19 protein-coding genes are annotated in these 21,950 nt (G+C 75.1%); 9 read left to right on the top strand and 10 right to left on the bottom strand.

What is annotated here, in order from left to right; genetic code table 11:
* Positions 1-62: 62 nt before the first annotated feature.
* Together MNZ29_RS15545 and MNZ29_RS15540 are read right to left on the bottom strand one after the other, a co-directional pair.
* Entirely contained in the window at positions 63-1,340 is a 1,278-nt protein-coding gene (locus tag MNZ29_RS15545; RefSeq protein WP_242339699.1) for a nitrate/sulfonate/bicarbonate ABC transporter ATP-binding protein, read from the bottom strand.
* Positions 1,341-1,348: 8 nt separating this feature from the next.
* Complete coding sequence (locus MNZ29_RS15540; protein ID WP_242355810.1) at positions 1,349-3,046, bottom strand: ABC transporter permease subunit; 1,698 nt, start codon at positions 3,044-3,046, stop codon at positions 1,349-1,351.
* A 180-nt stretch (positions 3,047-3,226) separates the two neighbouring features.
* Here MNZ29_RS15540 and hemF point away from each other — a divergent pair, with 180 nt between their 5' ends.
* Together hemF and MNZ29_RS15530 are read left to right on the top strand one after the other, a co-directional pair.
* The gene (gene hemF / locus MNZ29_RS15535; protein ID WP_242339735.1) at positions 3,227-4,087 is read left to right on the top strand and encodes an oxygen-dependent coproporphyrinogen oxidase; all 861 of its coding nucleotides are present in this window, start codon (positions 3,227-3,229) and stop codon (positions 4,085-4,087) included.
* 187 nt (positions 4,088-4,274) lie between these two features.
* Positions 4,275-5,744, top strand: coding sequence for a hypothetical protein (locus MNZ29_RS15530; RefSeq protein ID WP_242339703.1), 1,470 nt, complete (start codon positions 4,275-4,277; stop codon positions 5,742-5,744).
* A 15-nt stretch (positions 5,745-5,759) separates the two neighbouring features.
* On the opposite strand, the gene arsN2 is transcribed toward MNZ29_RS15530, so the two are convergent.
* Together arsN2 and MNZ29_RS15520 are read right to left on the bottom strand one after the other, a co-directional pair.
* Positions 5,760-6,221, bottom strand: coding sequence for an arsenic resistance N-acetyltransferase ArsN2 (gene arsN2, locus MNZ29_RS15525; protein WP_242339705.1), 462 nt, complete (start codon positions 6,219-6,221; stop codon positions 5,760-5,762).
* Positions 6,218-6,643, bottom strand: coding sequence for a YbaN family protein (locus MNZ29_RS15520; RefSeq protein ID WP_242339707.1), 426 nt, complete (start codon positions 6,641-6,643; stop codon positions 6,218-6,220). Before MNZ29_RS15520 ends, arsN2 begins: the two co-directional genes overlap by 4 nt.
* A 154-nt stretch (positions 6,644-6,797) precedes the next feature.
* Between MNZ29_RS15520 and pdxH the strand changes: the two genes are divergently transcribed.
* From pdxH to MNZ29_RS15490, 6 genes are all read left to right on the top strand, one after another.
* Complete coding sequence (gene pdxH / locus MNZ29_RS15515) at positions 6,798-7,382, top strand: pyridoxamine 5'-phosphate oxidase (protein ID WP_242339708.1); 585 nt, start codon at positions 6,798-6,800, stop codon at positions 7,380-7,382.
* Positions 7,383-7,396: 14 nt separating this feature from the next.
* Positions 7,397-7,678 carry a YciI-like protein gene (locus MNZ29_RS15510; RefSeq protein ID WP_242339710.1) on the top strand — a complete coding sequence of 94 codons (282 nt, stop codon included), beginning with the start codon at positions 7,397-7,399 and terminating at the stop codon, positions 7,676-7,678.
* A gap of 219 nt (positions 7,679-7,897) precedes the next feature.
* A complete protein-coding gene (locus tag MNZ29_RS15505) occupies positions 7,898-9,160 on the top strand; it encodes an ABC transporter substrate-binding protein (RefSeq protein ID WP_242339712.1) in 1,263 nt (420 codons plus the stop codon).
* Entirely contained in the window at positions 9,157-10,032 is an 876-nt protein-coding gene (locus tag MNZ29_RS15500; protein ID WP_242339714.1) for a carbohydrate ABC transporter permease, read from the top strand. Before MNZ29_RS15505 ends, MNZ29_RS15500 begins: the two co-directional genes overlap by 4 nt.
* Positions 10,029-10,832 carry a carbohydrate ABC transporter permease gene (locus MNZ29_RS15495; protein ID WP_242339717.1) on the top strand — a complete coding sequence of 268 codons (804 nt, stop codon included), beginning with the start codon at positions 10,029-10,031 and terminating at the stop codon, positions 10,830-10,832. Before MNZ29_RS15500 ends, MNZ29_RS15495 begins: the two co-directional genes overlap by 4 nt.
* On the top strand, positions 10,829-11,854 hold the full coding sequence (locus MNZ29_RS15490; RefSeq protein WP_242339719.1) for an ABC transporter ATP-binding protein: 1,026 nt from the start codon (positions 10,829-10,831) through the stop codon (positions 11,852-11,854). The genes MNZ29_RS15495 and MNZ29_RS15490 overlap by 4 nt, the downstream gene beginning before the upstream one ends.
* 16 nt (positions 11,855-11,870) lie before the next feature.
* Here MNZ29_RS15490 and MNZ29_RS15485 read toward each other — a convergent pair whose 3' ends face one another.
* The 3 genes from MNZ29_RS15485 to MNZ29_RS15475 all read right to left on the bottom strand — a co-directional run bounded on the left by MNZ29_RS15485 (position 11,871) and on the right by MNZ29_RS15475 (position 16,606).
* Complete coding sequence (locus MNZ29_RS15485; protein WP_242339721.1) at positions 11,871-13,226, bottom strand: anaerobic C4-dicarboxylate transporter; 1,356 nt, start codon at positions 13,224-13,226, stop codon at positions 11,871-11,873.
* 246 nt (positions 13,227-13,472) lie between these two features.
* Complete coding sequence (locus MNZ29_RS15480) at positions 13,473-14,885, bottom strand: sigma-54 dependent transcriptional regulator (protein ID WP_242339723.1); 1,413 nt, start codon at positions 14,883-14,885, stop codon at positions 13,473-13,475.
* Positions 14,882-16,606: a transporter substrate-binding domain-containing protein gene (locus tag MNZ29_RS15475; RefSeq protein WP_242339725.1), complete on the bottom strand. Its 1,725-nt coding sequence runs from the start codon at positions 16,604-16,606 to the stop codon at positions 14,882-14,884. The genes MNZ29_RS15480 and MNZ29_RS15475 overlap by 4 nt, the downstream gene beginning before the upstream one ends.
* A gap of 205 nt (positions 16,607-16,811) precedes the next feature.
* Here MNZ29_RS15475 and MNZ29_RS15470 point away from each other — a divergent pair, with 205 nt between their 5' ends.
* Positions 16,812-17,129, top strand: coding sequence for a carboxymuconolactone decarboxylase family protein (locus MNZ29_RS15470; RefSeq protein WP_242339727.1), 318 nt, complete (start codon positions 16,812-16,814; stop codon positions 17,127-17,129).
* A 73-nt stretch (positions 17,130-17,202) separates the two neighbouring features.
* Here MNZ29_RS15470 and MNZ29_RS15465 read toward each other — a convergent pair whose 3' ends face one another.
* The 3 genes from MNZ29_RS15465 to MNZ29_RS15455 all read right to left on the bottom strand — a co-directional run.
* Positions 17,203-20,562 carry an efflux RND transporter permease subunit gene (locus MNZ29_RS15465; protein WP_242339729.1) on the bottom strand — a complete coding sequence of 1,120 codons (3,360 nt, stop codon included), beginning with the start codon at positions 20,560-20,562 and terminating at the stop codon, positions 17,203-17,205.
* Entirely contained in the window at positions 20,559-21,560 is a 1,002-nt protein-coding gene (locus MNZ29_RS15460) for an efflux RND transporter periplasmic adaptor subunit (RefSeq protein WP_242355808.1), read from the bottom strand. The genes MNZ29_RS15465 and MNZ29_RS15460 overlap by 4 nt, the downstream gene beginning before the upstream one ends.
* Positions 21,557-21,950: TolC family protein (locus MNZ29_RS15455; RefSeq protein ID WP_242355806.1), on the bottom strand; the 394-nt coding region annotated here is incomplete at its 5' end. The genes MNZ29_RS15460 and MNZ29_RS15455, both read right to left, overlap by 4 nt.

Below are 21,950 nucleotides of genomic sequence, written 5' to 3'. Positions count from 1 at the left end.
ACCCCGGGGGCCCCCCGGCCGATCCCCGGGCGAGCGGCCATCCCGGATCCGCGCCGCGGCCCTCAGGGCGCGGTGAGCACCTGCGCCGCGGCGTCGTGGACGAAGAGGCCGCCGTAGCTCGCCCAGGACACGAACCGCTCGAACACCGCCTCGAAGTCCTCGCGCGGCGCGGCGACCGCGATGAGCTCGAGCACGAAGTCGCGCTCCACCCGGCCGCCGGGGCTCCGGGCGATGGCGTCCTGCACCTGCCGGAAGAGCCCGAGGCCCAGGAGGCGCTCGCGCCAGATCGCGCGCCGCTCCGCGTCGGGCGCCCGGACGAAGCGCTGGCCGAGCGGCGCGAGCACCACCGCCCGGCGGGGCGTGTCGACGAGATCGAGGAGCTCGGCGGCGTTGACCGCGTTGATGGTGCGGTCGAACCGGCTGTCGGTCTCGGCGGCGATGCGGAACACGTCCTCCCGCCCGCCGCGCGCGTCCAGGTACTCGACGAGGCCGATCACGTCGCCCGCGCTCGCGTCCGGGAGCGCCTCCACCGGCGCGCCCCCGGCGGGCACGTCCGGCATCTCCATCCCGGTGATGACGTCGTGCAGCCGGTCGACGAGCTGCGCGAGCCCCGGCGAGCGGTAGTCGCGCGGGCGCGGGAGCGGGTCGTCGATCACGGCGCGGACCCGGCCCGGGTTGGCGTCGAGCACGACGATCCGATCGGCCATGTACACGACCTCGGGGATGTCGTGGCTCACGAGCACGATCGCGCTCGGGCGCCGCTCCGCGGCCGCCCAGATGTCCAGGATCTCGGCGCGGAGCGCCTCGGCGGTGAGCGCGTCCACCTGGCTGAACGGCTCGTCCATGAACAGGAGCTCCGGCTCGAGCGAGAGCGCGCGGGCGGTGCCGACCCGCTGCTTCATCCCGCCGGAGAGCTCTCGCGGGTAGGCGTCCGCCACCTCGGCGAGGCCGACGAGCCGCAGCGCGCGCTCGGTCCGCGCTGGGACCTCGGCGGGCGGCGTCCCGGCGGCGCGGAGCACCTCCGAGACGTTCCGCGCCACGGTCATCCACGGGAAGAGCGCAGCGCCCTGGAACATGAACCCCACCGCCGGGTTCACGCCGCGGAGCGGCGCGCCGCGGAAGCGCACCTCGCCCCCGGTGGGCGCGAGGAGCCCGGCGAGGACCCGCAGGATCGTCGACTTCCCGCAGCCCGAAGGGCCGAGGAGCGCGAGCACCTCGCCCGCGCGGACCTCGAGGTCCACGTCCTCGAGCACGCGGCGCGGCGGTCCGTGCGGCTGCGGGAACTCGACGACGAGCCTCCTCAGCTCGCACAGCGGTCCGTTCGCGGCGTTCGCGGCCATGCCCTCCCCTACCTCTGGAGCGAGAAGCGCTCCTCGGCGACCCGGCCGAGCGGGCGCCACACGAGCCGGTTGAACACCACGACGGTGACCGCCATCACCGTCACCGCGGCCGCGAGATCCGCGAGCCTCGCCTCCGCGGCGGCCCGGCTGATCGCGGCGCCGAGCCCGGGCGCGACGAGGGTGTCCCTCCCGATCGCGACGTACTCCGAGACGATGCTCGCGTTCCAGGCGCCGCCCGCGGCGGTGACCCAGCCGGTGACGAGGTACGGGAACACCGCCGGCAGGTAGAGCGCGCGGAGCCGCTGCCAGCGCCCGAGCCGGTAGGCGCGCGAGGCCTCCTCGAGATCCGAGGGCACCGCCTGCGCGCCGGCGATCACGTTGAAGAGCACGTACCACTGGGTGGCGAGCGTCATGAGGAGGACGCTCGCGACGCCGAGGCCGACGCCCGCCGCGCGGAGCGCGAGGACCACCGCCGGGAAGAGCATCGGCGCCGGGAACGAGGCGACGACCTGGACCGCCGGCTGGAGCACGCGTGCGAGCCGCGGCGAGCGCCCGATCGCGATGCCCGCCGGCACCGCCCAGAGCGTCGCGAGCGCGACCGAGGCGAGCACGCGGCCGAGCGTGATCGCCGCCTCGCGGCCCACGCCGATCCAGGCGGACGCGCTCTCCGCCCGGAGGAGCTGGACGAGGCGCAGCCCGCCCACCGCGAGGACGCCGAGCAGGAGGAGGAACAGCGCCGGGGAGACGAGCGGCAGCGCCGCGGCGACCGCGCGCGGTGCGCGGCGGGGCGGGCGAGGAGGGCGTCGCCGGCGACGGAGGGCGGCGGCGAGCCGCGAGCGGCGCAGGAGGTCGTACACCCAGGAACGCGCCGGCAGGGCGGCGCCGCCCTCGTCCAGCCGGAAGCGCTCCGACCACGCGACGAGCGGCCGCCACACGAGCTGGTCGAGCAGGACGACGAGGAGCGCCATGGCGACGACGCTCGCGATCATGGCGCCGCCGTCCCCGCGCTGAACGGCGACGCTCATGTACGCGCCGATCCCGGGGAGGCGGAAGTCCCGGTCGCCGAGCACGAACGCCTCGCTCACCATGAGGAAGAACCAGCCGCCCGCCATGCTCATCATGCTGTTCCAGACGAGCCCGATGGCGGCCGCCGGCAGCTCGAGCGCGCGGAAGCGCCGCCACGCCGAGAAGCGCCCCCAGGCGGCGACCTCGGCGAGCTCCTTCGGCACGCTCCTCACCGCGCGGTAGAAGCTGAACGTCATGTTCCAGGCCTGGCCCGTGAAGATCATGAGGATCGCCGCGAGCTCGAGGCCCACGCGCGAGCGCGGGAACGCGGCGACGAGCGCGAGGACGAGCCCGGGCATGAAGCCGAGGACCGGGATGCTCTGGAGCACGTCGAGGAGCGGGACGAGGACGCGCTCCGCGCGGCGATCCTTCGCGGCCCAGTACCCGTAGCCGATGGAGAAGACGAGGGAGAGCGCATAGGCGGCGACGCCGCGGAGCAGGGAGTAGAGCGCGTAGCGCGGGAGCGCCGCGACGGAGAGGTCGATCTCGACGGCGGCGCGGAGCCCGCCACCGGCCAGGTGGCCGAGCCGCACGAGCCCGACCGCCGCGCCGGCGACGGCGAGGAGGAGCGCCGCCTCGATGGCGCGCGGCCGGTGCGAACGGTCGAGGAGCGCGCTCGCGGCGCCGAACACCCGGTTCACCCGATCCCGCATCCCCCGCCCCGCGCTCCCTTTCACGGACGCGCCTCGCGACATCAAGGCACGAGACGGTGCGTGCGTCCCCGCCCCCGCCGGGAGGTGGCACCGCGCGGGTCCGCGCGGCATCTCGTCGCCGTGCCCACGCCCGCCCCGCCCGAAGCGCTCGACCGCCTCTACGCCGACATGGTCGCGTTCACGCGTGCCACCCAGGACGCCCTCTGCCGCGAGCTCGAGCGCGTGGACGGCGCGGCGCGCTTTCGCGAGGACGCGTGGGCGCGGCCGGGCGGCGGCGGCGGGATCTCCCGCGTGCTCCAGGACGGCGCCGTCTTCGAGAAGGCGGGGGTGAGCTTCTCGGACGTGCACGGCGCGCTCTCCCCCGACTTCGCCCGCAGGGTGGGAGGCGAGGGCGTCGCGTTCGCCGCGACCGGGCTGTCCGTCGTCATCCACCCGCAGAGCCCGATGGTGCCGACCGCGCACATGAACGTGCGGATGATCCGCCGCGGGGAGGCAGGCTGGTTCGGCGGGGGGGCGGACCTCACGCCCTACTACCTGTTCGACGAGGACTGCGTCCACTTCCACCGCGTGATGCGCGAGGCCTGCGAGCGGCACGCGGCGGGGAGCCACGCGCGGCTCAAGCGCGCCGCGGACGCCTACTTCCACCTGCGCCACCGCGGGGAGCACCGCGGCGTGGGCGGGATCTTCTTCGAGGACACGGGGGGCCCGCTCGAGCGGGACCTCGCCTTCGCGAAGGACGTCGCGTCCGACTTCCTGGCGGCCTACGTGCCCATCGTCGAGCGGCGCCGCGCGGAGCCGTACGGCGAGGAGGAGCGGCGCTGGCAGGAGATCCGCCGCGGACGCTACGTGGAGTTCAACCTCGTGCTCGACCGCGGGACGGTGTTCGGGCTCGAGACCGGCGGGCGCACCGAGTCGATCCTGATGTCGCTGCCGCCGCGCGTCCGCTGGGTGTACGGCCACGAGCCCGCCCCGGGCAGCCGCGAGGCGGCGCTCCTCGAGGTGCTCCGCACGCCGCGCGACTGGGTCTGACCCGGAGGCGCGAAGATCGAGGGCCGCTGTGAGGGACGGTGCGCAGCGGTGGTCCCGCTTCGCCCACGATATCCCGACGCGCCGCGGCGGCGCGGACGTCACGCCGGTCGCGGACTTGCCCAGCGAGGCGGCTTCCCCGTAGCGTGGGCTCGCCCGGCCGCCCGGCCGGCGCCCCGGAGATCCCCGCATGACGCGCCGCTCGCTGTCGCTCCTCGCCCTGGCCCTGGCCGTCGCGCTCGCGTGCGCCGCGCACGAGAAGTCCGGCGACCGCGCCGCCGCGCTCGGCGACTGGAAGACCGCCGAGCGCGAGTACGCGGCGGCGGTGCGCAAGGATCCGTCCAAGAAGGAGCTGCAGGACAAGTACCGGCAGGCGCGCGCGGCCGCGCTGGAGGACGCGACGAGGCGGGCGCAGGCGTGCGTCGCGGCGCGCGACTGGGAGTGCGCGTTCTCCGAGTCCGACTACGCGCTCGCGCTGGAGCCGACGAGCGCGGCGCTCGCGACCCTGCGGCGCGACTCCGGCCGAGAGGTGGGCTACCTCCGGCTCCGGCGCGCGCAGGAGTCGGCGAGCGGGCGCGACTGGGCCACGGCGCTGCAGCTCTTGGAAGGCGCGCGCGCGGCGACCGACGACCCGGGCGTCGCGGCGGAGGCCCGGCGGGTGGAGCCGGGCGTGGTGCGTGGCGCGGTCGACGCGGCGGAGCGCCACCGCGCGGCCCGTCAGTTCCCCGAGGCCATCGAGCTCCTCACGCGCGCGGCGCGGGTCGACGCGAGCGTCACCCCCCGGCTCGACGCGGTCCGCGCCGAGCACGAGCGCTGGAAGGACGCGGAGTCCGAGCGGTACGCGGCCGAGGGCGACGCGCTCCTCGCGAAGCGTCGCTTCGCGGAGGCGAAGGCGAGCTACGACGCCGCCCTGAAGCTGCGCCCGAACGGCCGCGCCCAGCCCCGCGCGCGCTGCGCCGGGCTCCTCGCCCAGGGCGACGAGGCGCTCCGGCGGCGCGACTTCTCCGGCGCCGAGCGGGCGTTCGCCGAGGCGGCGGCGCTCGAGGCCGACGGCGGCATCGCCCTCGCCGAGCTCGACCGCGTCAAGGTGCGCCCCTACGCGGTGCGGCTCCGGTCCGTCCTCGTCCGCCCCACGCGGCCGGACGGCTGGCCCTGGGCGGGCAGCCGCAGCCTCGAGCTCGACCGGGCGCTGACGCGCCTCGCGAAGCACACGGAGGGTAGCGCCCAGTCGCCGACGGGCGTGGCGCTCGACCTCGCGCGCCGCATCCCGCACGCCAACCAGCCGAACCTCGTCGTGACCCTCGCGCTGCCCGACGGCCGCGCCTTCCAGAGCGCGCCGCGGCGCGGCGTCTACGCACTCCTCGAGGGCAGCGTCGTCGTCGCGGCGAACGCGTACGACGAACGGACGATCTCGCTGCGGGTGGTGACCGACGAGGGCGGCGGCCGGATGACCGACGTCGGCCTCGTCGCGTTCCGGCTGGCGGACCTCGTGGCGAACGGCGAGGTGGCGCTCTCGGGCGGCTCGGTGACGGAGCTGCGCCTCGAGGCGGACGTCGCCGACAGGCCGGACGGGACGTTCACGGGGCTCACGCAGATCGGCGGACCGGCGACGCCCGCCGCCCAGCCCGTCCCCGCCCCGCCGCCTGCGCCCCACCGCTAGAAGGCGGTCCGGCGGTCAGCCGAGGCGCCGGATCATGCAGACCGCGCTCGCCGGGCAGAGCGCGTCGAACTCCGGGCTCGCCCGGACCTCCGCCGGGACCGCGCTCCTCTCGATGCGCGCGTAGCCGGCGCGGGCGAACAGCCCCTCGGCGGTGGTGGTGAGCAGGTACACGGTCCGGGCGCCGAGCTTGCGCGCCCGCTCGAGCGCGCGCGCGTGCAGCGCCACGCCGAGGCCCTCTCCCCGACGCGACGGTACGACCGCGAGGGAGCGGAGGAGGACGTCGTCCCCGTAGCGCTCGAGCGCGACGCAACCCACGAGCGCGCCGCCCGGCGCACGCGCCACGAGGAAGACCTGGTTCGAGGCGCCAACGTCCGCCTCGGGGAGGTTCGCCTGCGCGAGGAGCGCGCGGAGCTGAGGAAGATCCGCCGCCTCTGCCTCCTCGAAGCGCACGTCCATGTTCTCCTCCACGCCGTTCATCGAGTGGGACCTCGCGCGGCCCGACTCGGGATCCGCGCGACGAAGACGAGGCCCGCGAGCATCACCGCCGCCATCGCGGCGAGCGCGTACCCGGGGACGCTCAGGGCGAACGTGGCGTACACGAGGCTCGCGGCCATCGAGCCCGCCGCGACGAGCTTCACCCAGAGCGGGAGGGCCCGCTCCCGCTGCCAGCGCTGCAGGGGAGGCCCGAACACGCGGTGGTGGTAGAGCCAGCGGTGAAACCGCTCCGAGCTCGACGAGAACGCCCACAGCGCCACGAGCATGAAGGGCGTGGTCGGGACGAGCGGGAGCACCGCTCCGACGACCCCCAGGACGAAGCAGGTCCAGCCGAGGACGAGCAGGAGCCAGCGGCGATGGGGGCCCGGGCGAGCGGTCGCGCGGTCGAGGGAGGAGGCGGGCACGGCCGTCTAATTGGCGGAGGATGGGCGCAGGCGCAAGGGGATGCGGCGTAAGGGGATCGGGGTCGGGGGCGGGTCGAGGTCGCACCCGGGTCGAGGTCGAGGTCGCGGTCCTCCACCCGTCGCGCTCGCCCGCGCCCGGTTATGCTCCCGCGCGATGCCCGATCCGCTCGACCCCATCGCCCGCTTCCACGCGGCCCTCGCCCGGGCCGCAGGCGCCTCGAGCGCCGACCCCACCGCGGCGGCCCTCGCCACCGCCGACGCGAGCGGGAGGCCTTCGGTCCGGATCGTCCTCGTGAAGGAGGTCGGCGCGGAGGGGTTCGCGTTCTTCACGAACCGGGAGAGCCGCAAGGGGCGAGAGCTCGCGGTCAATCCGCGCGCGGCGCTCTGCTTCCACTGGCCGGCCATCGGCGAGCAGGTGCGCGCCGAGGGGGAGGTGGCGCTCCTCGACGACGCCGCCTCGGACGCCTACTTCGCCACGCGCCCGCGGGCGAGCCAGCTCGGCGCGTGGGCCTCCCGTCAGAGCCAGCCGCTCGCGTCGCGCGCGGTCCTCGAGGAGGCGGCCCGGGCCGCCGAGGCGCGCTTCGCCGGCGCCGACGTCCCGCGTCCGCCGTTCTGGGGGGGCTACCTGCTGCGACCCGATCGGATCGAGTTCTGGGTCAGCGCCGACGGCCGGCTCCACCACAGGACCCTGTTCACGCGCTACGACCGAGGCTGGACGACGTCGCTCCTCAACCCCTGACACCGGAGGTGCCCATGCCGCTCTACGCGCTCGTCTACGACACCATCCCCGACTACCTCGCGCGGCGCGCGCCCCACCGCCCGGAGCACCTCGCGCTCGCGGAGCAGGCGCACCGCGAGGGCAAGCTCGTCCTCGCGGGTGCGTTCGATCCGCCCGAGGGCGCGCTGCTCGTGTTCCGGGGCGACGGCCCCGAGAGCGCGGAGGCGTTCGCGCGGGCCGACCCCTACGTCCGGAACGGGCTCGTCACCTCGTGGCGCGTCCGCGAGTGGAAGGTGGTCGTCGGCGCGCTCGGGTGACCGCGGTCCCGACTCGGCCCCCAGGGCTCGCGGCGAGCGCCCCGCCCTGCCCCCGCTGGAGCGCGCGTCCCGGCCCGCGCCCTCGAGCCTCGCGGGCTTCGCTCTCGAGATCGCGGTGCGGAGCGGGATCCTGGTCCGGGGGCGTGCACCGACCCCCCGACCCGGGCCGCACCCGCGGGATGCTCCGCCCGAAGCGCCCACCCCCGTTACGCTCCCCGCGTGAGGCCGTCTCCCCGCGCCCTCGTCCCGGTCCTCCTCTGCGCCGCCCTGGCCGCGGGGTGCCGGTCGCACGAGGGGGACGCCCGCGGGGCGCAGCGCCTCGTCCTGCGCTACCAGCCGCTCGGCCCCGACCCGGCTCCGTTCCGCGCGCTCGTCGCGGCCTTCGAGCGCGAGAGCGGCGTGGAGGTCGAGCTGCAGGCCCTCCCCAACGCGGCCGATCTGGCCCACCAGCTCCTCGTCACCTCGCTCGGCGCGGGCGGCGAGGACGTGGACGTGCTCGTCCTCGACGTGGTCTGGGTGGCCGAGCTCGCGCGGGCCGGGTGGCTCGCCGATCTCTCCGACGCGTTCCCGCCCGCGCGCGTGCGGGAGGAGTTCCTCGCCGGTCCTGCGGGCGCCGTCGTCCAGGGCGGCCGGACGTACGCGGTGCCGTGGTACGTGGACGTGGGGCTCCTCTACTACCGCACCGACCTCGTCCCGGAGCCGCCCCGCACCTACGCCGCCCTCGCGGCCGCGATCCGCGCCGCGCAGGCGGAGGCGCCCGGGATCGCGGGCTACCTGTGGCAGGGACGGCAGTACGAGGGGCTCTCCTGCAACTTCTTCGAGGCGCTGTGGGGGTACGGCGGCACGGCGCTCGACGGCGAGCGGCTGCGGCTCGACTCGCCCGCCGCGCGCGAGGCGCTGGATCACCTGCGCGGGCTCGTCGCGGACGGGCTCTCCCCGAGGTCGGTGGTGACCGCCGCGGAGGAGGACGCGCGGCGGGCCTTCCAGGAGGGCCGCGCCGTGTTCATGCGCAACTGGCCCTACGCGTGGCCGCTCCTGCAGGATCCCGCCTCGCCGGTCCGCGGACGGGTCGGGGTCGCGTCCCTCCCGGGCGCGGAGGGGCCCGCCCCCGGCGCCCTCGGGGGCTGGCAGCTCGGGATCTCCTCGCGCGCGCCGGCGGCGCGCCGCGCCGCGGCGGCCCGGCTCGTCGCGCACCTCACCTCGCCCGACGCGAACGCCGTCCTCGCCATCGCCTACGGCCGGAACCCCGCGCGGCGCGCCTCGTACGAGGATCCGCGCATCCGCGCGGCGGCGCCGTTCATCGCCGCGCTGCTCCCGCGCGTCGAGGCCGCGCGCGCGCGCCCGGTCACGCCCTACTACATGCTCGCCGGCGACGCGCTGCAGGGGGAGCTCTCCGCGGCGGTCTCGGGGTTGCGCTCGCCCGCGGAGGCGCTCGCCCGCGCGCAGGCGCAGGCGGACGCCATCGCCGGGGTGGCGCGGTGAGCGCGCGCGGGGAGCGGCGCGTGGGCGCGGCGCTCGTGGCGCCCGCGGGGGCGGCGCTCGCGCTCGTCGCGCTCGGGCCGCTCCTCGCCACGGCCTGGCTCTCCCTCCGGCACCGCGTCCCGGTGCTCGGCGAGGACCACTTCGTCGGGCTCTCGAACTACCGCGCGCTCGCGCACGACGCGCGCTTCCTCGGCGCGCTCGCCAACACCGCGTACTTCACCGCGGTCGCGGTCGGCCTCGAGCTCCTGCTCGCGCTTCCGCTGGCGCTCGCGCTCCACCACGCGGGGCGGGGCCGCGGCGCGCTCCGCGCGGCGGTGCTCGTCCCGTGGATCCTCCCCACGGTCGTCGCGGCGAAGCTCTGGGCGCTCCTCCTCCAGCCGGACCTGGGGCTCCTCGCCAGGCTCTGGCCCGACGGCGCGGGGGCGGTGCTCACGCGGCCGCGCCTCGCGCTGCACGCCGCGATCTTCGTTGACGTCTGGAAGACGACCCCCTTCGTCGCGCTCCTCCTGCTCGCCGGCCTCCAGGCGATCCCGGAGGATCTCGCCCGCGCGGCGCGGGTGGACGGCGCGTCCGCGCTCCGCGTCTTCCGCTCGATCACGCTGCCGCTCCTGCGCCCCGCGCTCCTGCTCGCCCTGCTGTTCCGCAGCCTCGACGCCTTCCGCGTGTTCGACGTCGTCTTCGTCCTCACCGAGGGCGGGCCCGGCCACACGACCGAGCCGCTCTCGCTCTACGCGTACCGGACGCTCCTCCGCGCGGGCAGCTTCGGGCTCGGCGCGGCGATCTCGCTCGTCACGTTCCTGGGCGTGGTGGCGATCGGCCTCGCGTGGCTCTCCGCCCTCGGCGAGCGGAGCCCGGGGGAGGCGCCGCCATGAGCCCGCGCTCCGCGTGGACGATCGCCCTCCCCTACCTCGCGTTCTTCCTCCTGCCGCTCGGCTGGCTCGCGCTCACCTCCTTCTGGCCCGACGCGGAGCTCGCGCGGCCGCTCCCCTCGCACCTCACCCTCGAGAACCACGCCGCCGCGCTCTCCGGCGGCGGCCTCGCGCGCGCGGTCCTGAACTCGCTCCTCGTGAGCGGCGCCACCGCGGCGCTCGCCCTCGCGCTCGCCGCCCCGGCGGCGTTCGCCGTCGCGCGGCTCGGCGTGCGCGGCGGCCGGGCGCTCCTGGGCGGCGCGCTCGCCATCTCCATGTTCCCGCCCATCGCCACGGCGGCGCCGCTCTACACCGCGCTCCGGGCGGCGCGGCTCCTCGACACGCTCCCCGGGCTCGTCGCCCCGTACACGAGCTTCTCCGTGCCCCTCGCGCTGTGGCTCCTCACGGGGACCTTCCGCGCCCTGCCAGTCGAGCTCTACCGCGCCGCGCGCGTGGACGGGTGCACGCCGCTCGGCGCGTTCCGGCGGGTGCTCCTCCCGCTCGCCGCGCCAGGGCTCGCCACGGCGGGGCTCCTCGTCTTCGTGTTCGCCTGGAACGAGCTCCTCTACGCCGTGACGTTCCTCACCTCCCCCTCGCGCCGCACCGTGCCGGTCGCGCTCGCGCTCTTCGGCGGGGAGTTCCGCGATCCCTTCGTCGTCCTCGCGGCGGCGTCCACGCTCGCCACGGCGCCGGTCGTGGCCATCGCGGTCCTGTTCCAGCGGCGGGTGGTGGCGGGGCTCACGGCCGGCGCGGTGAAGGGGTGAGCGTGGCCGCGCGCCTCGAGCTCGAGTCGCTCGCGAAGTCCTACGGCGCCGTCCCGGCGCTGCGCGGCGTGAGCCTCTCCGTGGGGGACGGGGAGCTCGTCGCGGTGGTCGGTCCCTCGGGCTGCGGAAAGTCCACCCTCCTGTCGCTCGTCGCCGGCCTGGAGGCGCCGGACGCCGGCGTCGTCCGGATCGACGGGCGCGTGGTCAACGACCTCTCCCCGCGCGAGCGCGACGTCGCGATGGTCTTCCAGAGCTACGCGCTCTACCCGCACATGACGGTGCGCCGGAACCTCGCCTTCCCGCTCGCGGTGGCCGGCCGCCCGCGCCGCGAGATCGCGGCGCGCGTGGAGGAGGTCGCGGCGCTGCTCGGCCTCGCGCCGCTGCTCGACCGCCGCCCCGGCGCGCTCTCCGGCGGGCAGCGGCAGCGCGTCGCGCTCGGCCGGGCGCTCGTCCGCCGCCCGAAGGTCTTCCTGCTCGACGAGCCGCTCTCGAACCTCGACGCCGCCCTGCGCCTCGGCGTCCGCGCCGAGCTGAAGAAGCTGCACGAGCGGCTCGGCGCGACGTTCGTGTACGTCACGCACGACCAGGCCGAGGCGATGACGCTCGCCGACCGCATCGCGGTGCTCCGAGACGGCGCGCTCGAGCAGCTCGGGACGCCGCGCGAGATCTACGGCGCGCCCGCGACGGCCTTCGTGGCGCGCTTCGTCGGGACGCCGCCCGTGAACCTCGTCGCGCCGGAGGTGCTCGGGCTCCCGGCCGGCCCGGCCGACGTGGCGCTCCGGCCCGAGGACCTGCGGGTCTCTCGAGACGCCGCGGCGGGCGGCCTCGAGGCGCAGGTCTGGCTCGTCGAGCCGATGGGCTCCGAGACGTGGGTGACGGTGGAGCGCGCCGGCGCGCGGCTCGTCGCGCGCTGCGACGCCGGGTTCGAGGCCGCCCCCGGCGCGCCGGTGCGGCTCGCGTTCGACCCGCGGCGGGTGCACCGGTTCGACCGGGCGACCGGACGGCGCGTGGAGACCGGGTGACGGGGCGCACGGAGCACTAGAACGCGATCTTCGAGAGCCCGTACGAGACGAACGTCGAGACCGACACGCCGATGAGGCCCGGCATCATGAAGCTGTGGTTGAGCAGGTACTTCCCGATGCGCGTGGTCCCGGTCCGGTCCATGTTCATGGCGGCGATGTCGCTCGGGTAGAACGCGAAGAAGAAGTACGCGTAGCTCGCGGGCAGCAGGCCGAGCATCAGCGTCGCCGGCAGCTTCAGCGCCATGCCGAACGGGATCATCACCGTGAGCGTCGCGGCCTGGCTCTTCACGAACGCGGACACGCAGAACATCGCGAGCGCGAAGGTCCACGGCGCGAACTGGACCATGTCGCCGATCTTCGAGACGAGGAGCGACTTGTTCGCCGAGACGAACGTGTCGCTCATCCACGCGATGCCGAAGATCGACACGACGGCGACCATGCCCGCGGTGAACACGGAGGACTTCGCGATGTCCGCTGCCTTCACGTTCGTCGCGAACAGGATGATCGCGCCGAAGGCGAGCATGACGACCTGCACGATCGTCGTCATGGGGACGGGCTTTCCGCCCACGAGCGGGACGATCTGCGGCAGCGCGAGCCCGGCGCTCGCGGCGGTGTCGCGCAGCGCGAGCAGCACGATGAACAGCACGCCGCCGAAGAAGAGCGCGACCGAGAGCTTCGCGGTCCTGGGCAGCTCCTTCCCGAGCGTCGTCACGGAGACGTCGAGGGACTCCCTGAACGCGGGGCTGTCGAGCTTCGCGAGGAACTCCGGGTCCTGGTAGAGGTCCTTCCCGCGGTTGAGACTCCAGAGCGACGCAGCGATCACCCCGACGATGCCGGCCGGGATGGTGATCTTGAGGATGTCGTAGATGGTGACCGGCGTGCCCATCTTCGCCGAGTAGCCGAGGAACGTGGTCACCGCCGCCGCGACGGGGCTCGCGGTGATGCCCATCTGGGCGGCGACGCTGGAGACGGCCATGGGGCGCTCGGGCCGGGTCTTCGTGCGCACCGCCACGTCGGAGATGACGGGCAGGAGCGCGTAGACGGCGTGCCCGGTCCCGACGCACATGGTGAGAACGAACGTGCAGAGCGGCGCGAGCAGGGTCACGTACTTCGGGTGGGCGCGCAGGAGCCGCTCGGCCATCTGGACGAGGTAGTCCAGGCCGCCCGCGACCTGCAGCGTCGCCGACGCGGTCACGACGGCGAGGATGATGAGCATCACCGCGACGGGCGGCTCGGAAGGCGCCGCCCGGAACAGGAACACGAGCACGGCCACGCCGAGGCCGCCGATCATCCCGAGCGCGACGCCACCCTTGCGGATGCCGAGCAGGATGGCGCCGAGCACGAGCGCGAACTGGATCCAGAAGATCGTCATGGGGTCTCCCTCGGGCCGGCTCTCGCGCCGGCCCGAGGGAAGCGAGAGCACGCGCGGTGCCGGACGGCCGCCGCGCGCAACCGCCCGAAACGCCGGGGCTTCTTCGCCGGCGGGTTCGTGAATGGTCATGCGCCCGCTCATGCCTGCGGCGCCGACGGCCCAGAGACGTTCCGTGATCTCGCCCGGTTGCGCGCGCGATGCGCGGGCGCACGACCATACGCCGGCGCATGCCCATTCGCGGGGGCGCTATCCGCCTCGTGCTGCCTTGAGGCGCCTCGACAGCGCGGATTGAGTGATGCCGAGGAGGCGCGCAGCGATCGTCTGGTTGCCTCCGCTGCGGGAGACGGCCTCCCGCACGAGCAGGTCGACGGCGTCGTGGATGGTCGGCAGCGGGTCGACGCCTGCGAACGGATGCTCCCCCTGCGCCGCGACGCGCGCAGGCGCCGGGCCGCCGCCGCGCTCCATCGCCCGGAGGAACGTCTCCATGGACAGGATTCGCCCGGGGTGAAGGCTGACCGCGTCGTAGGTCATCGCCTTCAGCTCCCGGATGTTGCCCGGGAAGGCGTAGGTGGAGAGCAGGATCGGGAGCTCGCGCGGCGCGGTGGGCTTCTTGAGTCCGAGCTCGCGCGCGGATTCCGCGAGGAAGTGCTCGAGCAGCAGGGGCACGTCGCCCTTGCGCTCGCGAAGCGGCGGGATCCGGACCTGGTGCGTGGCGAGCCGGTAGTACAGGTCGCGGCGGAAGGCGCCGGAGTCCTGCTTCGCCGCGAGGTCGTGGTGCGTCGCGACGATCAGGCGCGCCCGGAGGCGCTTGGGGCGATCGCTGCCCAGCGGGAAGTACTCGCCCTCCTGCACCAGCCGGAGCAGCTTCACCTGCGAGGCGACGGCGAGGTCGCCGATCTCGTCGAGGAAGAGCGTCCCATCCGCCGCGGCCTCGATCATCCCCGGCCGCGCCTGGTCCGCGCCGGTGAACGCGCCGCGGGCGTGCCCGAAGAGGGTGTCGGCGAAGATGGCGTCGTCGAGCCCTGCGGCGTTCACCGCCACCATGGGACCGGGTCGACCGGAGAGCGCGTGCGCGGCGCGCGCGACGAGCTCCTTGCCCACGCCGCTCTCGCCCTGCACGAGCAGCGGTCGCGGGCTCCGCGCCACGGCCTCGACGTAGGCGAACACCGCGTGCATGGCGCGGTCTCTGGTCACGATGGCCTCGAACGCCTCGGGGTGCTTCGGCCCGCCGGAGAGGACCCGGCTCGCCATCTCGCGGTTCTCGCCCTCCAGCTCCAGCATCCGCACCGCGCGCAGGACCCCGCCGACGAGTCGATCCTCCTCCTCCGTCTTCACGAAGTACTCGAACGCGCCGGCCTTCACGCACCGCACCGCCGTCTCGACCTGGTTCATCCCGCTGATCACGATGACCATCACCTCCGGGTGATCGGCGGCGATGCGCGCGAGCAGATCCTCGCCCGAGACGTGCGGCATGTTGAGGTCGAGCAGGACGAGGCCGAACGGCCGCGCGGCGAGCAGGCCCGGCACCTCGCGCGCGTCCTGGCACGTCTCGACGTGATCGATGCCCGCGCGGCCGAGCGCGACGCGGAGCGAGCGGAGCCAGGCCGGCTCGTCGTCCACCGCGAGGATGGGAAAGGACGGATAGGTGCCGGTGGTCATGCGGCGCGCTCCTCGGGGACGACGGGCAAGGTGACCACCACGGCCGTCCCCCCGCCGGGAGGCGACCGGAACTCCAGCGCGCCCCCGTGCTCCTTCACGATGGCGGCGGACACCGAGAGCCCGAGCCCGGTCCCGCCCTGCTCGCGCTTGGTGGTGAAGAAGGGGTCGGTGAGGCGGGAGCGGTGCTCGGGCGGGATCCCCACCCCCTCGTCCTGGACCGTGACGCGCGCCACGCCCGCGGCGCGGTCGTGCTCCGTGTTCACGCGGATGGCGCGGTCGGGGGCGGGCAACGCTTCGCAGGCGTTCAGGACGAGGTTCACCACCACCTGCTCGATCCGCTGGGCGTTGCCGCGCACGCGCGGGAGCGGATCGGCGAGCGTCAGCTCGAAGCGGCGGGTGGCCTTCCGGATCCGAGCGTCGAGGAGCCGCACCGCGGCGCGCACGATCGCGTTGAGGTCCACCGGCTCGAGGCGGGGCGCGTCCTCGCGTCGCGCGAAGTCTTTCAGGTCCTCCACGATCCGCTTGATGCGCCGCGCCCCCTCGAGCATCTCGTCGAGCATGCCCGGCAGCTCCTCGCGCATCTGCGAGTAGCGGAGCCCCGCCAGCATGAAGTCGCCCTCCTCCTGGAAGCGCCGCTCGAAGAGCTCGAGCGCGTCGAGGTAGACGTCCTTCAGCACGGGCATGTTGAGCAGGATGTAGCCGTTCGGGTTGTTCACCTCGTGCGCGACGCCGGAGACGAGCACGCCGAGCGCCGCCATCTTGTCGGCCTGGACGAGCTGGGCCTGGTTGTCGCGCAGGAGCTCCATGGCGCGCTCGCGCTCGCCGATCTCGCGCGCGAGCGACGCGGTCCGGGCTGCGACCTCGCGCTGCAGCGAGCGCGACCACAGCACCGTGCCGCCGAGCACCAGGAGCAGCGGCACGAAGACGACCGCGCCGTACTTCACGAACGTCCACCAGGTGACGCCCGGCTCGAGCACGCCCAGCCACCGCTCCCGGATCTGATCGTAGCGGCCGGTCTGCTTCAGGATGGCGAGCCCCTCCTCGATGCGGGCGAGGAGCGCCGCGTCGTCCTTCCGGACCGCGTAGCCGTAGCGGTGCGCGGCGACGTTCCGAGCGACCGGGACGACGTTGGTGAGCCGGAGCTGCCGCGTGATGTACGTCCCGGGCAGCGCGGCCACCACCGCGTACTCCCCCTGGCCCGAGGCGAGCAGCCGGAGCGCGTCGGCGGGGGTGTCGGTGCGGAGCAAGGTGTCGCCGAGCCCGAGCGCGGTGAGGTGCTCGTCCATGATGCCCGCGCGGTGGACGGCGACGGCGTGGCCGCGCAGCTCCTCGAGCGACCCCACCGGAGGAGTCCCCTTGCGCGCGAAGATGGCGTGGTTCACGAGGGTGTGCGGCGGGGAGAGCGCGAGCCGCCGCGCCCGCTCCTCCGACCACGACATCCCCTGCAGCGCGTCGATGCGACCTTCGTCGAGCGCCTGTCGCATCTCCGACCAGCCGCCGAGCCGGACCTCGACCCGGAGCCCCATCACCTCGGCGATGGCGCGGGTCAGGTCGACGTTGTACCCGGCGGGATTCCCGTGCTCGTCGATGAACTCGTAAGGCGGGTAGTCGCGGTCGCCGCCGAAGACGAGGACCGGCGCGGGCGCCGCGTCGGCGAGCGCCGCGCCCGCGAGGGTCACGAGGACCGCGCCGGCGATGCAGCGGAAGAGGCGAGCCGTCATTCGTGTCGATTATCGCGCAGTCGTCGCCACGCCGGTCGCGCCGTCTGACGGGCTGCGAGACCCGGGGGACGGTGGAGCGCGCCGCTCGGCGGCTCGGCCGAGCGGACGGGGAGGGCCGCCCTTCCGGGGCTTCCGCCTGCGCCCGCGCGCAGGCGGCGTCCACATCGTTGTACGAAGGCGCGAACTCCGACCCGCGAGGTGACCGATGGCCCAGAAGCTCCCCGAGAACTTCCTCCGCTTCAAGAGCTCGCACCCCGACGTCTACGCCGCGTTCGAGGAGCTGGGCCGGCGACTCCACGAGAGCGGGCCGCTCTCGGAGCGCGAGCGCCGCCTCGTGAAGCTCGGGATCGCGGTGGGCCTCGGCACGGAGGGCGGCGTCCACTCCGCCGTCCGGTTCGCGACCGCGGGCGGCTGCTCGCGCGAGGACCTCGCCCACGTGGTCCGGCTCGCCATCACCACCATCGGCTGGCCCCGGGCGCTCGCCGCGATGAGCTGGGTGGAGGACAAGGTCGAGGAAGAGTAGAAGCAGCGCACCCCCCGCCAGCGCCGGCTGGTCGGCGCGAGCGGGGGGCGCGCCTGCGGCGCCCGGCGCTCCGTCAATACACGTCGGTGCCGGTCGCGAGCGCCGCCTCGAGCGGCGGCGAGGGCCGGCGCTCCTCCTCCTCGACGGTGCGGCCCCGGGCGCCCTCGCGCTGCAGCTCGGCGGCGCGCCCGTGCCGGGCGAGCATGTAGTAGAGGACCGGGACCGCGTAGCGCGAGAGCAGGGTCGCCGCGACCGCGCCGGCCATGAGCGCCACCGCGAGCCCCTGGAAGATGGGGTCCGCGAGCATCACCGCGCTGCCGACGATCACGGCGAGCGCCGTGAGCGCCATGGGGCGGAAGCGGACGAGCACCGCCTCCTCCACCGCCGCCGCGAGCGGCATCCCCTCGCGCAGCTTCAGCTCCGCGAAGTCCACGAGGATGATGCTGTTCCGCACGACGATCCCCGCCCCGGCGATGAAGCCGATCATGCTCGTCGCCGTGAAGAAGGTCCCGCCGAGCGCGTGCGCCGGCAGGATCCCGACGAGCGACAGCGGGATCGGCACGAGGATCACGATCGGCATCGTGAAGCTCTGGAACCAGCCGACCATGAGCACGTAGATGAGCAGCATCACCGCCGCGAAGGCGAGGCCGAGGTCGCGGAAGACCTCGAGCGTGATGTGCCACTCCCCGTCCCACTTGATCGCAGGCGACTCGGTGTTGGCCGGGTGGGCGAGGCCGTAGCGCGCGACCGGCTCGCCGCGATCGCCGCGGAGGCCTTCGAGCTTCTCGTCGAGGGCGAGGAGCGCGTAGAGCGGGCTCTCGATCTCTCCGGCCAGGTCGGCCGTGACGTAGGAGACCGGCATCAGGTTCTTGTGCTGGATCTCGGGCGCCTCGCGGGTCCGCTCGACGCGGACGAGCTCGGAGAGCGGCACCTGACCGCGCGCGCCCGGGACGGTGAGCGCGAGGAGGGTGTCGAGCCGGGAGCGCTGCGCCGGCGCGAGCTGGAGGACGAGCGGCACCTGCGCCGCGCCGCGCTCGACGTGGAACGCGCCGAGCGGCGCCCCGTAGCCCGCCGCCGCGAGCGTCTGCACGACGTGCGCGGGCGCGACCCCGTGGAGCGCCGCCTTCTCCCGATCCACCGCCACGACGAGCTTGGGGGCCGTGGGGTTGAGCGTCGAGTCCACGTCCACCACGCCGGGCACCGCGCGGAACGCCTCGCGCACCTCGCCGGCGATCCGGTCGCGGGTCGCCGCGCTCGGGCCGTAGACCTCGGCCACCATGGTGGCGAGCACCGGCGGACCGGGCGGGATCTCGACCACCTTCACGCGCGCGTCGCGCGACCTCGCGAGGGCCTCGATCTCGGGCCGCACCCGCACCGCGATGGCGTGGCTCGAGGCGTCGCGCTCACCCTTCGGCACGAGGTTCACCTGCAGGTCCACCTGCTCCGGCGCCTCGCGCATGAAGCTGTGCCGCACCATGCCGACGAAGGTGAACGGCGCGGCGACGCCCGAGTGGAGCTGCACGCTCTCGACCTCCCGCTCGGCGAGGAGCCGGCGGGCGACCCGCTGGCCGAGGGCGAGGGACTCCTCGCGGGCGGCGCCCGCGGGGAGATCGAGCTGGACCTGGAACTCCCGCTTGTTGTCGAACGGGAGCATCTTCACCTTCACCGCGCCGGTGAAGAGCAGCGCCGTCGCCGCGAGGAGCAGCACGGCGACCGCGGCGAGGAAGCCGACGCGGACCCTCCCGGTCCCGAGCAGCCACCGCACGACGCGGCGATCGGCGCGCGCGAGCCGCCCCTCGGGCGCGGTCTCCGGGTTGGCCGAGGGCAGGTCGCGCTCGGGCTCGGGCGCGTCCCGCGCCGGATCCGAGGGGTGGAGGCCGCTCGCGTCGGTGTCCGGGAGGTGCGCCTCCTTGCGGAAGATCTTCATCGCCGCCCAGGGGCTCACGACGAAGGCGATGACGAGCGAGAAGACCATCGCCACGCTCGCGCCCACCGGGATGGGCCGCATGTAGGGGCCCATGAGCCCGCGGACCATCGCCATCGGCAGGATGGCCGCGATCACCGCCACCGTGGCGAGGATGGTGGGGTTCCCGACCTCGTCCACCGCGTCGAGCACGGTCTGCGCGAAGCTCCGGCGCGGGCCGGGCAGGTACATGTGGCGGTGGATGTTCTCGACCACCACGATGGCGTCGTCGACCAGGATGCCGATCGAGAAGATGAGCGCGAACAGCGTGACGCGGTTCAGCGTGTAGCCGTTCAGGTAGGTGAGGAGCAGCGTCAGGGCGAGCGTCACCGGGACCGCGACCGCCACGACGAGCGCCGAGCGCCAGCCCATGGCGAGGAGGATGAGGGCGATGACCGAGAGCGTCGCGATGAGGAGGTGCTCGATGAGCTCGTTCGACTTCTCCCCCGCCGTCTCGCCGTAGTTCCGGGTGACCGTCGCGTCGACGGCGGCGGGGATGAGCCCGCCGCGCAGCGCGTCCACCTTGGCGACCACCCGCTCCGCGAGCTCGGTCGCGTTCGTCCCGGGCCGCTTCGCCACCACCACCGTCGCGGCCTGCTCGAAGCCGGGCCGCTCCTTGGACGCGGTGAGCACCACGGCGGGCTCGGGCTCGGGGCCGTCCGTCACGCGGGCCACGTCCTCGACGTAGAGCGGCCGTCCGTCGCGCACCGCGACCACGACGCGCCGGAGCTCCTCCGCCGACCGCGCGAACCCGCGCGCCTCGATCTCGACGCGGGCGCCGCCGTCGACGAGCGCTCCGGCGGGGAGCTGCGCCTGGGCGGACTGGAGCGCCTGGTGCAGCTCGCCGATGGAGACGGACAGCGTGCGCAGCCTCGCCGGATCCGGCTCGATGCGCACCACGCGCCGCGCGCCGCCCTCCACGCGCACCTGCGCGGTGCGCTCGACGTCGGAGAGCTCCCGGGCGACCTGCTCGGCGAGCTTGCGCAGCTCGCCCGCCGGGAGCGCCTCCTGGGCGTGCAGCGTCACGGTGAGGAACGGGACGTCGTCGATGGTGAGCGCCCGGACGACGGGCGGCATCGTGCCCTGCGGGAGCAGCTCCGGGTGCGCCCCGAGCTCCTGGTGGACCTTCACGAGGCTCGGCTCGAGCGGCTCGTTCACCTTGAACCGCACGGTGATGAACCCGGCGTTCGGCCGGCTCGTGCTGTAGAGGTACTCCACGCCGGGGATGCCCCACAGCCGGCGCTCGAGCGGCGTGACGACCTGGCTCTCCACCTCGGAGGGCGTGGCGCCCGGGAAGGGCACCATGACGTCGACCATCGGGACGATGATCTGCGGCTCCTCCTCGCGCGGCGTGAGCGACACGGCGAGCACGCCGAGCAGGATCGACGCGAAGACGATCACCGGCGTGAGCTTCGACCGCAGGAACGGGCGCGCGAGGCGCCCGGCGAGACCGTAGCCCTGCTCCTTCACGGCTGCACCTCCACCGGCTCCCCGTCGCGCAGCGGGCCCGGGGCGTCGATCACGGTCTCGCCGGGCCGGAGCCCGGCGCGGACCGAGAAGCCGTCGCCGGTCGCCTCGCCGAGCGAGAGCCAGCGCAGCTCGGCCTTGCCGCCCGCGGCCACGAACACGCCGGTGAGATCGCCCCGCTCGACGAGCGCGCTCCGCGGCACCCACGCCCCGTGCGCGCCCTCCGCCGCGCCCGGCACCTCGAGGCGCGCGAACGCGCCCGAGCGGAGCTCGCCGGTGACGTTCCGCACGCGCGCGCGAACGCCGCGCCGGTGCGAGACCGGGTCGCCGCCGGGCGTGAGGGCGGTGATCTCCGCCTGCCCCTTCGCGTCCCCCGAGACGAACGGGAGCGCTCGCCCGAGCGCGAGCCCGGCCGCCTCCGACTCCGTGAGGCTCGCCTGGAGCTCCAGCGTGTCGCCCTCGAGCTCGAGGAGCGGCTGGCCGGGGCCGACCATGTCGCCCGCCGAGACGCGGCGCGCCTGGATGGTGCCGGCGAACGGCGCGCGGATCTGGGCGTACTCCAGGTTGGCGCGCGCGGACGAGAGGGCCGCCTGGGCCTGGGCGCGCTGGGAGACGGCCATCTCGAGCTCGGAGGGCGTCGCCGCGCGCTCCGCGGCGAGGGCGCGGATGCGCTTCTCGTGGGCGGCGGCCGCCGCGTGGCCGCTCTCGGCCGCGGCGAGCGCCCCGCGCAGGTCGGAGGCGGAGAGGGACACGAGGAGCTGCCCCTGCTTCACGCGCTGGCCCTCCTCGACGTGCAGCGCCGAGACGTGCGCGGCGATCCGCGTCGAGAGGGTCGCGCGCCGGGCCGCGATCACGTTCGCGGGGACCAGGTGGCCGCCCGTGGGCGTCGTCTCGCCGCGGACGGGCCGGACGCGCCGCGGGGAGGCGGCCTCGGCGGCGGGCGAGGCGGAGACGAGCGCGGGCGCGAGCAGCGCCAGCGCGGCGAGTGCGGCGATCTTCATGGCGTGATCCCTTCGATGGGCAGGTTGAGCGCGAGCGCGAGCTGGGCGCGCGCGACGCGCGCCTCGAGCCGGCTCGCGAGGAGCAGGGCGCGGGCGCCGGCGAGGCCGGCCTCCGCGTCGAGGACGTCTGTGAGCGGGAGGAGTCCCTGGCGATGCCGCGCGGCGCGGAGGTTCCGCGCCGACTCGGACGCCGCGACGGCCTCCTCGCCGGAGCGGATCCGGGCGTCGGCGGTCTCGATCGCCCGGCGCGCCTCCCCGACCTCGCGGGCCGCCTGCCGCTCGCGCCAGACGAGGGCCTCGTCCGCGGCGCGGGCCCGCGCCTGCGCCGCCCGCGCCCCCTGGGCGTCCGCGAGCGACAGGTCCCAGCGCAGCATGAGGCCGAGCGTCGTC

Source organism: Anaeromyxobacter sp. SG64 (assembly GCF_022690745.1).
In the GTDB taxonomy this organism is placed as follows: domain Bacteria; phylum Myxococcota; class Myxococcia; order Myxococcales; family Anaeromyxobacteraceae; genus Anaeromyxobacter; species Anaeromyxobacter soli.
The sequence above is the reverse complement of the archived record's forward strand: the minus strand, read 5'-3'. Positions and strand labels throughout refer to the sequence as shown.